At 55.8% G+C, this 13,289-nt stretch carries 11 protein-coding genes; 6 read left to right on the forward strand and 5 right to left on the reverse strand.

Features of this window, described 5'->3' with window-relative positions:
- Positions 1 to 111: 111 nt before the first annotated feature.
- On the reverse strand, positions 112 to 1,557 hold the full coding sequence (locus K5905_RS12825) for a PLP-dependent aminotransferase family protein (protein ID WP_367186962.1): 1,446 nt from the start codon (positions 1,555 to 1,557) through the stop codon (positions 112 to 114).
- Positions 1,558 to 1,624: 67 nt separating this feature from the next.
- Complete coding sequence (locus K5905_RS12830; RefSeq protein WP_297584405.1) at positions 1,625 to 2,785, reverse strand: exo-alpha-sialidase; 1,161 nt, start codon at positions 2,783 to 2,785, stop codon at positions 1,625 to 1,627.
- A 190-nt stretch (positions 2,786 to 2,975) separates the two neighbouring features.
- On the opposite strand from K5905_RS12830, the gene K5905_RS12835 reads away from it, so the two are divergent.
- Positions 2,976 to 3,866, forward strand: a complete 891-nt coding sequence (locus tag K5905_RS12835; RefSeq protein ID WP_297584407.1) for an amidohydrolase family protein — start codon at positions 2,976 to 2,978, stop codon at positions 3,864 to 3,866.
- Between the two features lie 30 nt (positions 3,867 to 3,896).
- Here K5905_RS12835 and purN read toward each other — a convergent pair whose 3' ends face one another.
- Together purN and purM are read right to left on the reverse strand one after the other, a co-directional pair.
- Entirely contained in the window at positions 3,897 to 4,544 is a 648-nt protein-coding gene (gene purN, locus K5905_RS12840; protein WP_297584408.1) for a phosphoribosylglycinamide formyltransferase, read from the reverse strand.
- Positions 4,541 to 5,623, reverse strand: a complete 1,083-nt coding sequence (purM, locus tag K5905_RS12845) for a phosphoribosylformylglycinamidine cyclo-ligase (RefSeq protein WP_297584409.1) — start codon at positions 5,621 to 5,623, stop codon at positions 4,541 to 4,543. The genes purN and purM overlap by 4 nt, the downstream gene beginning before the upstream one ends.
- A gap of 248 nt (positions 5,624 to 5,871) precedes the next feature.
- Here purM and K5905_RS12850 point away from each other — a divergent pair, with 248 nt between their 5' ends.
- The 4 genes from K5905_RS12850 to K5905_RS12865 all read left to right on the forward strand — a co-directional run bounded on the left by K5905_RS12850 (position 5,872) and on the right by K5905_RS12865 (position 11,495).
- Positions 5,872 to 6,957: an AI-2E family transporter gene (locus tag K5905_RS12850; RefSeq protein ID WP_297584411.1), complete on the forward strand. Its 1,086-nt coding sequence runs from the start codon at positions 5,872 to 5,874 to the stop codon at positions 6,955 to 6,957.
- A gap of 11 nt (positions 6,958 to 6,968) precedes the next feature.
- A complete protein-coding gene (locus tag K5905_RS12855) occupies positions 6,969 to 7,649 on the forward strand; it encodes a DnaA/Hda family protein (protein ID WP_297584414.1) in 681 nt (226 codons plus the stop codon).
- A 101-nt stretch (positions 7,650 to 7,750) separates the two neighbouring features.
- A complete protein-coding gene (locus tag K5905_RS12860; RefSeq protein WP_297584415.1) occupies positions 7,751 to 9,973 on the forward strand; it encodes an RNA degradosome polyphosphate kinase in 2,223 nt (740 codons plus the stop codon).
- A gap of 1 nt (position 9,974) precedes the next feature.
- Positions 9,975 to 11,495: a Ppx/GppA phosphatase family protein gene (locus tag K5905_RS12865; RefSeq protein ID WP_297584417.1), complete on the forward strand. Its 1,521-nt coding sequence runs from the start codon at positions 9,975 to 9,977 to the stop codon at positions 11,493 to 11,495.
- 29 nt (positions 11,496 to 11,524) lie between these two features.
- Here K5905_RS12865 and rnd read toward each other — a convergent pair whose 3' ends face one another.
- Positions 11,525 to 12,709 (reverse strand): ribonuclease D, encoded by a 1,185-nt coding sequence (gene rnd, locus K5905_RS12870; protein WP_297584420.1) that lies wholly within the window; start codon positions 12,707 to 12,709, stop codon positions 11,525 to 11,527.
- Positions 12,710 to 12,852: 143 nt separating this feature from the next.
- Here rnd and K5905_RS12875 point away from each other — a divergent pair.
- Positions 12,853 to 13,289 (forward strand): ParA family protein (locus K5905_RS12875; protein ID WP_297584422.1); only part of this gene is annotated, 437 nt, incomplete at its 3' end.

Consider the following 13,289-nt stretch of genomic DNA (forward strand, 5'->3'; position numbering starts at 1 on the left):
GTCATTTAAAAAATGAAGGGAAGTGATTGCATTCAAAATAAGGAAACGTGCGATCAAATCAAGACATTTGTCTGCGGCATAATGGCTATTTTGACGCAGCGGCAGTTCTGCCTAGAAATAGACCGAGGCCCGTTGTGGTGATGCGTTTAGTGTATGCGCCACAACATCCAGCGAGTTTGCAAGCTGTTCCCGTGTAATAGGGCCGCCGAGACTGATGCGAACTGCTTCAGGCGCAGCGCCCACAACGGCAAAAGCGTCGCTCTCGACAATGCCTATCTGCAAGCTGCGTGTTTGACTGACAAAGGTCGAGCGCGACCAGTCGTTCGGCAGTGTCAACCATAGATGAAATCCATCGGAATCAGATGAAAACTCATGCCCTGCCAGGCGTTTGGTTGCCATTATCTGGCGCGCAGTGCTCTCGCTTCTGATCCTGTCACGAAGTTCGCTGGCCGTACCATCCTCTATCCAGCGCGTCGCGAGGGCGATCGATAACGGGGAGACCATCACCTGAGAGGTGCGCACAGCGCGGGAAAACTGCCACGCCATTCCCTTGTTCGGTGCCAGCACATAGGCGAGGCGCAAACCCGCGCCAAGGCATTTGGAAAGCGATCCGATGTACCAGGTCACGTCCGGGGCGATGGCGGCAAATGGGAGCGGTGCCTTATTGCTGAGCTGCCCATACGCATCATCCTCCAGAATTGGAATGCCGAAACGTTGTGCGATAGCCGCAAGGTCCTTGCGTCTTTGATAAGGCACGGTTCTTGCGGTCGGATTATGAAGCGTCGGGTTGACATAAAGCGCCTTGATATCCTGCATTCGACAGGCCTTTTCAAACGCCTCTGTCAGGATGCCGCCTTCGTCCGTTTCCAATCCGAGGAGGTTCAGGTTCAGTTGAGCGCATACGGATCGAATGCCTGGATAAGTGATATTCTCGCACGCGATTTTATCGCCGGGATAGGTGAATGAAACAAGAGCATTGATAAGAGCGGACTGAGCGCCAGGTGAATACAGGACCTGCTCCGGTGAAGGGGAGAGGCCGACGCTTTCAAGCCACTTCACGGCCGCACGCGAGTCGAGCTCAGAAGTCTCGAATGTCTGATAGCGCAGGAGCGGAAAAAGATCAGAGGTCAGCGCAGCAAAACCTTCCTGCATTTTTGCCGTAAGCGCGGCATCGGTCGGCTCCGGAGGAAGGTTCATTGAAAAATCGGGTGTGCAGGTCCGCCTCGGATCTCGAGACTGCGCGGCCGCTTCGCTGTCGCCAGGTTTGGTTACGAAGGTGCCGCTGCCAACCTGCGAAGAGATGATCCCCCGGCGTCGGGCTTCGGCATAGCCTCGCGCGACAGTCGTGAAATCTAGTCCCAGACTGCTTGCCAGCTGACGTTGGGCGGGCAATCGGTCGCCCGCGCCTAAGCGGCCTGCGGAAATGTCGTCTTCGATACTATCGGCAATTGCGATGTAACGGGGAGAATTGCTGTTTGTAAGGTCTGGGCACCAGTCGGTCATGCGATAGACGATCTTTTCAAAAATGACTGCATATTGACTGTATAAAGCCTGCAATCAGATTTGTCACCTCTCAGTCATCCCAAAGTCCTGCATGTGACAAGATGGTTTCCAACAAGGCACCTCACGCTCTCTCCACGACCTCAACCGACAAGACTGTTGGCAGGTGTGCTGCGATTTCCAGCCAGGTTTCGCCTTCATCAAGGCTTGCGAAGACCGAGCCGGAATTGGTGCCGAAATAGAGACCTGCCGGGTCTCTGGAATCGCCGGCCATGGCTTGCCGCAGCACCGTGAAAAAACAGGCTTCTTGTGGCAATCCATCTCGTTTCGCCTGCCAGGTGTCGCCTCCATCTGTTGATTTCCAGACCGCGGCTGAAGCGTCCGGAGGGTAGCGACCGCCCGCATCGCTGTTGAGCGGCAGCGTCCAGAGGGTTTGCGGATCTCGCGGATGAACCCGTATCGGAAAGCCGAATGTGGAGGGAAGCCCGTCGTTGATGTCGTCCCAGCTGCGTCCGCCGTCGGCCGATCGCCAGACACCATGATGGTTCTGCTGGTAGAGCAGGTCTCCGTCACCGGGCGCACGCATCATGTTGTGCACACAGTGGCCGGTCTCACCGTCGCGGGGCGCCGCCGGATGCTGGTGATCTTCACAGGCCGCTGCATTGGAGAGGCGGTTCCGGCGTTCCCAGCTTTTGCCGCCGTCTTCCGTCGCAAACACCCCAGCTGCAGATATGCCAATCCAGAGTTTATCTGCATCGGCCGGATCGGAGACTATCGTGTGCAACACCAACCCCGCCGCACCTGGGTTCCAACTGTCAGACGATGGATGCTTGGCAAGACTCTCGACATGTTCAAAGCTTTTTCCGCGATCCATGCTGGCGAGCAGTTTTGCCGGTTTCGTACCCGCATAGAGAGTGCCGTGGGAAAACCCTAGTGACCAGATTTGCGAAAAATCGTCACCAAAGGGCAGGGGGTGTTCTTTCCAGCCGATCATCGCGGCAAAATCCGGATCGTTCGCGGCCCAGTCATCCGCCGTGCCTTTGGTCAGCCTGGTGAGGTCCCAGTTTTCACCGCCATCAACCGACCGCCAGACACCGGCACCGTTCCAGTCTCCACCTCCACCGGCCCACAGGGTTCCGGTTTCTCCATCTCCGACAACGTGATTGATCGGCCAGCCGTCGCAAAATGGACCGCCGACTTTCCATCCCGATCGGTCCGGTCCGCCCGAAATCAGAAAAGCACCTTTGGTTGTGCCGACAAGGATCGTCAATTCACCGCTTTTCATCGCGCTGCCTCCTCCCGTTTGACGGGAACTTTAACACGTATGTCCTCAAACGTTGGCAAGCCTTGTCGTTGGTGGACGTCGCCCCCGTCATGGGCCAATGTGGATCTTCAGAATTATGGCAAGCTTTGGAAACGGCGCATCAAATCATCGAAGGCAACTGAGCATGCGGGAGCGACACTTGAAAGATCGGATGAAACTTTCGGCAATAGTGGCAATTGTTTGCCTCGGCGGTGTTCTGACAAACAGCCCCATTGCAGCAGATGACGATCACACTCCGATTGGAGAAGCCGTGAAAGACCTGCCGCTGTTCGATGCGCATGTGCATTACAAGGAACCGGCCTGGTCCCATTCCCCGGTCAAAAGCGTCATTGAGTTGATGGACAAGAATGGTGTTGCCATGGCGCTGGTGTCGTCGACACCGGACGAAGGCACGATCATGCTTTGGGAATATGCTCCGAACCGCATCGTTCCGGAACTACGCCCGTATCATGGTTCAGCCGGATCTTCGAACTGGACCAAGATGAAAGGCATGGACGCGTATCTTGAAGGAAGATTGGAGACCTATCCCCACGAGGGAATTGGAGAATTCCATATTCGCCAGCTGGATATGTCGGATGAACCCCTTTTTCGCCAGATCATAGCGATGGCCAAGGAGCGGGACCTTTACCTTCACGTTCATTCCGGCCCGGAACCGGTTCGCTGGCTGTACAGTCTCGATCCCGAGGTCAAGATCATCTGGGCGCATGCCGGATTGAGCACGCCCGCTGCAGGTGTTTATGAGCTTATGGAACAGTATCCGGGTCTGCTCGCCGATACGTCCTTGCGCGAATATGACATTCTTGGCAACGGAGAGAACCTCGATCCGGAATGGCTCGAAATCGTTTTCGACTTTCAGGATCGGTTGATGATCGGCAGCGACACCTGGATCAACAACCAGTGGGACAATTATTCCGAGATTATGAGCAAGAACCGTCTCTGGCTTTCCAGGCTGCCGCGAAAGGTGGCGGAGAAAATAGCCTATCAAAACGCCGAAAGGGTGTTTGGGCGCGAAATTTCAATGGATCAGATCGGCACGAAGTAAGCGTGCTCAACGTCAGTCGAGAAATGGGTGTTACGGCCAGATCAGGTCTTGTATGTCATCTGGCTGACTACCGCTCAATACGCGAGCGCCCTTGACCTTGGCCTTGCCGCAGGCAACCAGCTCCAGAGCTTTCGGGTAAATCTTGTGTTCGACTTCCAAGACGCGTGCTGCCAATGAAGCTGGTGTGTCATTGTCGAGAACCGGTACGGCACCCTGGATGATGATCGGGCCATCGTCCATCTCAGCGGACACGTAGTGAACCGTGGCGCCGTGGATCTTGACGCCTTCTTCCAGCGCCCGCTCGTGGGTTGCAAGTCCCTTGAATGAGGGCAGAAGCGCCGGATGGATGTTGATCATCCGGCCAGACCAGGCATTGACCAGATAAGGCGTCAGGATGCGCATGAAGCCGGCAAGTGCAACAAGTTCGATGCGGTGCTCCTTGAGCACATCGTTTATAGCCGCTTCAAAAGCCTGACGGTCTCCGGCAAACTCCCTGTGATCGACAACTGCGGTCGGGATGCCGAATTCACTCGCCCGTTCCAAACCTTTGGCATCCGGCCGGTTGGAAATCACAAGGTCGATTTCTGCTGGAAAGGACGGATCCATCGCGGCGGAAATCAGCGCACCCATATTGGTGCCGCGTCCGGAAATCAAAATGGCCGTGCGTTTACGGATCATACCGAGAGGTCCAGACTGTTGTCGAACAGGACAGGTGCGCCGGCTGACGCCTCAATCCGGCCGATGCGAACGACCGTTTCCCCGCTGCTCGAAAGCACCTTGATGACGTCTTCTGCTTCGTCCTGTGAAACGACGACAACCATGCCGATGCCGCAGTTGAAGGTTCGCAGCATTTCGCTCTCCGCGACACCACCCGACTTGGCAAGCCATGAGAAAACGGCAGGCGGATCGATTTGTGCCAGGTCAATCCGCGCAGAAGTGTTTTCCGGAAGGACGCGAGGCAGGTTTTCCGGAAGACCACCGCCGGTAATATGAGCCAATGCTTTGATGCCGGTGGTTTCTTTCAGCGCGGCCAATAGCGGTTTGACGTAGATCTTTGTCGGCTCCATCAGTGCTTCACCAAGCGTTCTGGAGCTGTCGAAGGGAGCTCTATCGGCCCAGGACAGGCCGGAAAGCTCAACGATCTTTCGCACCATGGAGTAACCATTGGAGTGGACACCTGAGGAAGCCAGGCCGAGCAAAACATCTCCAGTCGCCACGTCCTTGCGTGGCAGAATTGCGCCGCGTTCCACCGCTCCGACGGAAAATCCGGCGAGATCGTAATCGCCGGAGGCATACATGCCCGGCATTTCAGCAGTTTCTCCACCGATCAGCGCAGCACCTGCCAGTTTACAGCCGTCTGCAATGCCGGCGACAACATCGGTTGCGGTATCGACATCCAATGACCCGGTCGCGAAATAATCGAGGAAGAACAACGGCTCTGCGCCTTGCACCACCAGGTCGTTGACGCACATGGCAACAAGATCAATGCCGACGGTGCGGTGTTGTCCGGTTTCGATGGCAATTTTAAGTTTGGTACCGACGCCGTCATTCGCGGCGACGAGGATCGGATCCTTGAAGCCGGCACCTTTGACGTCGAACAGTCCGCCGAAACCTCCGATATCGCTGTCCGCGCCCGGTCGCGATGTCGCCTTTACCAGTGGTTTGATGCGGTTGACCAGCTCATTTCCGGCGTCGATATCAACTCCGGCCGCGGCATAGGTCAGACCATTGGATGAGGGAGGCGTGGATTGGCTCATGACGGCTCCAAACAGGTATCTTGCGCGCAAAATCTCTACGCGTTGAAAGAGTCTCTGCCGCGCATACAGCCTTGAGCGCCCAAGCACAAGGGTCCGTCCGGGGTCATCACCGCGAAATCGGCCTCTTGACCCGGCAAGGCCGGACAACCTAAGTGCAGGGAGTACTTATTTCTGGCCTCCAGGCAATAATCCGTTGGCCAGGGCCGTGTGTGATCGATTTCAGAATATCCCGTGAGGGAGGAGTTTTCATGACTTTACGCCGTCAGGTCCAATTCTGGCTGATTTCCCTGGCCGTGTTCTGTGCGTTTCTTTACGTCTTTTCCGGTGTGCTTCTGCCCTTTGTCGCAGGCATGGCGGTCGCTTATCTGCTGGATCCGGTCTGCGATCGGCTGGAAAACCTCGGGATGGGCCGGATGTGGGCGACGCTCACGATCCTGATGGGCTTTATTCTCATCCTGGTTCTGTTCTTTATTTTACTTTTACCGGTTCTCGGCAACCAGTTGGCGCTCTTCTTGGAGAATTTTCCCGATCTTGTCCGGCGGCTCCAAGCCTTGTTATCAGAGTATTTTCCAGCCAATCTGGCTAACCTGGCGGGTCTTTCACCTGAGGATCTGCAGGCTTCCATGTCCAATCTGATCGGTCAGGGGGCTGCTTTTGTCGGAAAGCTGGCACAGTCCATCTGGAGTGGAGGTCAGGCCCTTCTTTCCATTTTGTCGCTGTTCGTTATCACACCGGTCGTCGCATTCTATCTCCTGCTCGACTGGGATCATATGGTGGAACGTATCGACAGCTGGCTGCCGCGCGATCATCTGAACGAAGTCCGCGGGCTTGCCAGGGAAATGGATCAGGCGGTTGCCGGATTTGTGCGCGGGCAGGTTTCGGTCTGCGTAATCCTGGGAGCATTTTATGCGATCTCCCTGGCGCTCGTTGGCCTGAACTTTGGATTGCTAATCGGCATGGCAGCCGGTTTGGTCAGTTTCATCCCCTTTGTTGGGGCCGGTCTCGGTTTCATTCTGTCGGTCGGTGTCGCCATCGTGCAATTCTGGCCCGAGTGGCCTTGGATTCTCGTGGTTGGGGCGGTTTTTGCGGTCGGCCAGTTTCTGGAAGGAAATGTACTGCAGCCGAAACTTGTTGGAGACAGTACGGGTCTTCATCCCGTGACGTTGATGTTCGCGCTCTTTGCCTTTGGATATCTCTTTGGATTTGTGGGGATGTTGGTGGCGGTTCCGGCTGCTGCGATGATCGGTGTGCTTGCACGTTTCGGCTTGAGGCAGTACCTAGCAAGCCCAGTTTACAAGGGTACAGGTCGATCATCGTCGGCCATTGAAGAGTAAGTGTCACGATTATGGCGGAACCTCCGCGCCAGCTGCCGTTAGTTTTGCCGCATGAAGCGGCGCTGAGCCGCGACGACTATCTGGTCGGCGGTTCCAACCATGCCGCGTTCGAGTTGCTGGAAAGGTGGCCGGATTGGCCTGCTCCGGTCGTTGTGTTGGCCGGGCCGGTCGGGTCGGGTAAAACCCATCTTGTCCGCGCTTTTCAGGACGAGACAGGGGCCGCCGTCATTGCAGCGCCGGATCTGACTGATGCGGTTGTTGAACATCTGGTTGCCGCGCCAGCGATGATTGTCGAAGATGCGCATCTTGGTGTGGATAACACCGCACTGTTCCACCTGCTGAATGCAGCACGGCAGGCAGGCAAAACCGTTCTGATCACCAGCCGGACCTGGCCAGCCAGCTGGAAAATTACGTTGCCGGATCTCATGTCGCGACTGCGTGCTGCCACTCCGGTCGAAATTCTTGAACCGGACGATGACCTTTTACGCCGGGTTCTGGTGAAGCTCTTTGCCGACCGACAGATCGCGGTCGATATCAGTGTCGTCGACTATCTCGTCATCCGTATGGAACGGTCACTGGAAGTTGCCATGCGCGCTGTCGAAGCCATTGATCAGGAAGCCCTGGCGGGTCGCGTTAAGATAACCAAGCCGCTTGTAGGGCGGGTTCTTGAAAATGTGCATAACGGACAATAACCATTTTAGGCTTGATCACTGTCATTTGAGCCTTCGCCGGTCCATGCTAGATCATGTCAAAACGGCGATTGGTTATCTCCCGTGGGGAAAGGGAAGTTGTCATGAACAAAACCGCTGATCTTGTCGAAGACAAGTCCTCCTCCCTAGGAGATGCGGGGCAGGTTCCCTTGAAGCCGGCCCCGGTGTTGGAAAGTGATCTCGCAAACTCGCCAAAGCGGTTCATGAACCGGGAACTGTCCTGGTTGCAATTCAATTTGCGGGTTCTGGAAGAAGCGATGAACCAGAACCATCCGTTGCTTGAACGGGTTCGGTTTCTGTCGATCTCGGCAAACAATCTGGATGAATTTTTTATGGTGCGCGTGGCAGGCCTGCGTGGACAACAACGTGCGGACGTTACCTACCTCTCCGATGATGGCCTGACGCCGACAGAACAGTTGCAGAAGATCAGCGAAGCTGTTCGCGACCTACAGGCGTCACAGCAGCAGATCTGGGGTGAGCTGCGCAAGGAGATTGCCGACAAGGGCGTTGAAATCCTCGATCGCGAAAATCTGGACGATACGGACAAGGTCTGGTTGCAGGATTACTTCCTGGCTTATGTGTTTCCGGTGTTGACGCCCTTGGCAATCGATCCGGCGCATCCATTCCCGTTTATCCCAAACCTTGGCTTTTCCATCGTCTTTGAACTGGTACCGACCTCTGGAGGGCGTGGCATGATTGCGCTCTTGAGAATTCCGAACCAGGTCGACCGGTTCGTGAAAATGCCGGATGGGAAAGATGGTGCTGCGCGGTTCATCGCGATCGAAAAAGTCGTCAGCATGTTCATCGGGCGGCTGTTTCCCGGATACGAGATCCGGGGCAAAGGCGCATTTCGCGTCATTCGCGACAGCGATCTGGAAATCGAGGAAGAAGCTGAGGATCTTGTCCGTCTGTTTGAAAGCGCCCTGAAACGGCGTCGACGTGGCTCCGTGATCCGCCTTGAGATTCAGGAAACGACACCTCCAGCTTTACGGGAGTTTGTCGCCGAAGCGCTCAATGTCAGCAATCACGAGATCTTTTTGGCAAACGGGCTGCTGGCCTTGAACAATCTGTCTCAGATCGTCGATCTGGATCGCCCGGATCTCAAGTTCAAACCCTATACGGCCCGGTTCCCCGAGCGAATTCGCGAGCATGGCGGGGATTGTCTGGCGGCGATCCATCAGAAGGATATCGTCGTTCATCATCCCTACGAATCCTTTGATGTCGTGGTCCAGTATCTCCGCCAGGCCGCCCGGGACCCGGATGTGGTCGCGATCAAGCAGACCCTTTACCGCACCTCCAACAATTCACCGATCGTCAAGGCGCTTGCCGAAGCTGCGGAGGCTGGTAAATCGGTGACGGCTCTGGTCGAATTGAAAGCAAGATTCGACGAAGCTGCGAATATCAAGTGGGCGCGGGATCTTGAAAGGGCCGGCGTCCAGGTTGTATTCGGTTTTATCGAACTGAAAACGCATTCCAAACTGTCCATGGTCATCAAGCGTGAGCACGGACAGCTGAAAACATATTGCCATATCGGAACCGGCAACTATCACCCGATAACGGCCCGGATTTACGAGGATCTGTCCTTCTTCACCGATGATCCCGGGATTGCAGAAGACGCCGCCCGGGTTTTCAACTTCATTACCGGTTATGCGGAGCCGGCAGAGTTGAAACACCTGATGGTTTCTCCGGTGAACCTGCGCAGTCGCATGCTGGAGATGACTGAAGCCGAAATCGAGCATGCCAAGGCGGGCCGTCCGGCACAGATCTGGATGAAGATGAATTCACTGGTCGATCCGGAAATCATCGACGCGCTCTACCGCGCCAGCCAGGCAGGGGTGCAGATCGATCTCGTCATTCGCGGAATATGCTGTCTCAGGCCGGGAATTGATGGCTTGTCGGAGAATATCCGGGTGAAATCCATTGTCGGACGTTTCCTGGAGCATTCCCGGATTTTCTGTTTTGGCAACGGGCAGGGACTGCCGTCTCCAGAAGCGCATGTTTACATCGGGTCCGCTGACCTGATGCCACGCAACATTGACAGGCGCGTAGAAGTTCTGACGCCACTGTTGACGCAGACTGTGCATGAACAGGTTCTGGATCAGATCATGGTCGCAAATCTGAAGGACAACCAGCAAAGCTGGCGAATTCTGCCCGATGGCAGCCATGAGAGGATTGAGCCGGGTGTGAACGAAGAACCGTTCAATGCCCATCAGTATTTCATGACAAATCCTTCCCTCTCGGGTCGGGGCAAGTCATTGAAGAGCGACCGTCCGAAGCCGTTCCTGGAACGGCAAAAACGAGGATAAAATGACAGGCCAGTTCAAGCCGGCGCGTGGTCGGCTCAACGGTGCGGGACCGGTTGCGGTCGTGGACATCGGCTCAAACTCGGTGCGTCTGGTAGTTTACGAGCGCAAGGCCCGCACGCCGACAATGCTCTTCAACGAAAAACTTCTCGCCGGTCTCGGACGCGGGGTTGCCGCTACCGGCCGGTTGGCAGAAGAGTCCGTCAACATGGCTCTGGGCGAGTTGGTGCGGTTCAAGGCACTGATTGAACACACCGGCTGCAAGGAAATCTATATCGTTGCAACGGCCGCTGCCCGCGATGCGGAAAACGGTGCTGACTTCGTTCGTGAAGTCGAAGCGTTTCTAGAAGCTCCGGTACGGATACTTGATGGCAGCGAAGAAGCTTACTACTCGGCTCTCGGTGTGATAGCCGGCTTCTGGCAACCGCGCGGAATTGTTGGCGATATGGGAGGCGGCAGCCTGGAGCTGGTCGAAATCGCTGACAAGAAGCCCGGCAAGGGGTTCACTTTTCCATTGGGCGGATTACGTCTTTCCGAAGAGGCGGACGGCAAGATTGCCAATGCACGTCGGATCACGGAGGCCGCCCTCGAAGGCTATGATTGGCCAAATCTGGCTCCCGGAGAGCGCACTTTTTATGCCGTTGGCGGCACATGGCGGTCCTTGGGGCGTCTTCATCTGATGCAGAATGACTACCCGCTTCACGTCATGCACAATTACGAGATCAGCGCGGAAGAAGCGATTGAGTTCTGTCGCAAGATTGCGGTGCCGAACCTGGAAGGCATCGACATGTCGGTGGTGGTCTCGAAACAGCGGCGGCCACTTGTGCCCATCGGGGCCGTTGTGTTGGAACAGGTTCTGACTTCCATGAAAGCGGAGCGTCTGGTTTTTTCCGCGACCGGTGTACGCGAAGGGCTCCTTCACGAAAAGCTGTCCCCAGAAATGCAGGCCGAGGATCCGGTCATCGACGCAGCCCGGGAGCTGTGTGTACTGAGAGCCAGATCACCTGATCACGCCGAAGAACTGATTGACTGGACCGACCGATTGTTCCGGGAGCTTGAGATAGAAGAAACCGCAAACGAAACGCGTTTGCGCCATGCAGCCTGCCTGCTGGCCGATATCGGCTGGCGGGCGCATCCCGATTATCGCGGTGAGCAGAGTTTGAATATCATATCCAATGCTTCGTTTGTCGGTTTGGATCACGCCAGCCGTGCTTATCTGGCTGCCGCGGTGTTTTATCGGCATCAGGGATTGCGCGAAGGGGCACTTTCTTCTGTGATCCGCCAATTGTTCACGGATCGGCTTCGCATCCGGGCGAAGGTTCTGGGAGCAATCCTGAGGGTTGCGTCGCTCTTGAGCGCATCAATGGCCGGGCTGTTGCCAAAGGTCGGCATCAGCAGGACGGAAACCGGTCTGGCTCTTGAACTCGGGCCGGAACTTCAAAATCTGGACGGCGAGCGCTTGCGCAAGCGGATCGGTCAGCTCGCCAAAGTCATCGACACCGATGTGCAGTTGAAAATCAGCTAGGGTCTATGAGGGGAAGGGGGGCTCGGCTGCTATTCAGCAGCCTGAGGGTTCTCGTTTACCTGGGCAGGCTGGTTCAGTGCAACGATCTGACGGTTCTGGAAGGCGAGGGCAACTTCACCTCGTTTCAGTTTCAGCGCGGTCTCACCGAACAGCTCTCGGCGCCAGCCTTTCATGGCTGCGACATCAGCCCCGTCGTCGGCTGCAATCTTTTCAAGATCGTCGACGGTTGCAATGACTTTTGCCGCAACGCCATTTGCTTCGCTGACCAGCTTCAACAGTACCTTGAGAAGATCCACTGCCGCTGCAGAACCATCCGGGGCCTGTCGGCCCTTGGGCAGTTTCGGCAATTGGTCCTTGGGCAGTTGAAGGGCACGTTTGACTGCTTTCAGGATTTCATCTGCCGACCGTGACCGTTCGAATCCTCGGGGAATGGTTCTGAGACGGCCCAAAGCTTCCACATCCTGAGGCTGTTGGGCAGCAAGCTCGTAAATCGCATCATCCTTTATGACGCGACTTCGGGGGACATTTCTGGATTGCGCTTCCGTCTCGCGCCAGGCTGCGACTTCCATCATGACGGCAAGTTCGACAGGTTTGCGTACCCGCAGTTTCAGGCGCTTCCAGGCCTGGTCCGGATCTGTGCGGTAGGTGGTGACGGAAGTCAGAACTTCCATCTCGTCCTGAACCCAATGGCTGCGACTTTGCTCTGCCAGATTAGCTTTCAGAAACTGGTAGGCGTCACGCAGGTGGGTGACATCAGCCAGTGCATAGTCAAGCTGCTTGTTGGTCAGTGGCCGTCGCGCCCAGTCAGTGAAGCGGGATGACTTGTCAATTCGTGCGCCAGTGACCTTGTAAATCAGCTGGTCGTAGGAAATTGAATCTCCAAAACCGCAAACCATTGCGGCGACCTGAGTGTCGAACAAAGGTGCCGGAATCAGTTCGCCGAGATGGTAGATGATCTCGATGTCCTGTCGCGCGGCGTGGAACACCTTTGTCACGCTGTCATCACGCATCAGCTCGAAAAAGGGTTGAAGGTCAAGCCCTTCCGACAAGGCATCGACAATAAACGCCATGTCGGGTCCGGCCATCTGGATCACGCAGAGCTTTGGCCAAAAAGTAGTTTCACGGAGAAATTCCGTGTCCACCGTAACGTAATCATGGGCTGCTAGACGCCGACAAGCGTCGGCGAGATCTTTTGTTTTTGTAATCACATGCATGGTGATCGACAGCTATACCCGAGTTCTGCCGCTTTGTCGCCACGAAATGGCAAATTTCAATTCTGGAGCACTTGAAAAGGCGCAAAATGTGCGCCTATTCTGCGCGATGGCAACCGCTGACGAAGACCGACGGGAGAGAGTGAATGCGCAAGATATTGGTGGTGAATTCCAAAGGCGGGTGTGGCAAAACCACCATCGCGACAAATCTTGCTGTTGCTCTTGCTGCCCGGGGAGAAGATGTTGCGTTGGCGGATGCAGACCGGCAGAAGTCTTGTCTTTCCTGGATCAAGCGGCGGCCAAAGGAGGAAGCCATAGGTGAAAAGGACAGGGTGCTCGATTCGGTTGTGATAGATGGTCCTGGTGGTTTGCGGTCGGAGATCGCCAAGACCTTGATTGCTCAAGCCTCGGACATTGTCGTACCGGTTCTTGCCTCAGCGTTCGACTGGAATGCGACGATCAAATTTCTGGAAAGCATTTCCGACATCAAAAGGGTTCGAAAAGGCAAGGCGGATATTCATGTCGTTGCCAACCGAATCAACCGTCGATCTACACAGGTTCAGGACTTGGAAAAAAATCTGTC

This window comes from Roseibium sp., from assembly GCF_025698965.1.
GTDB lineage: Bacteria > Pseudomonadota > Alphaproteobacteria > Rhizobiales > Stappiaceae > Roseibium.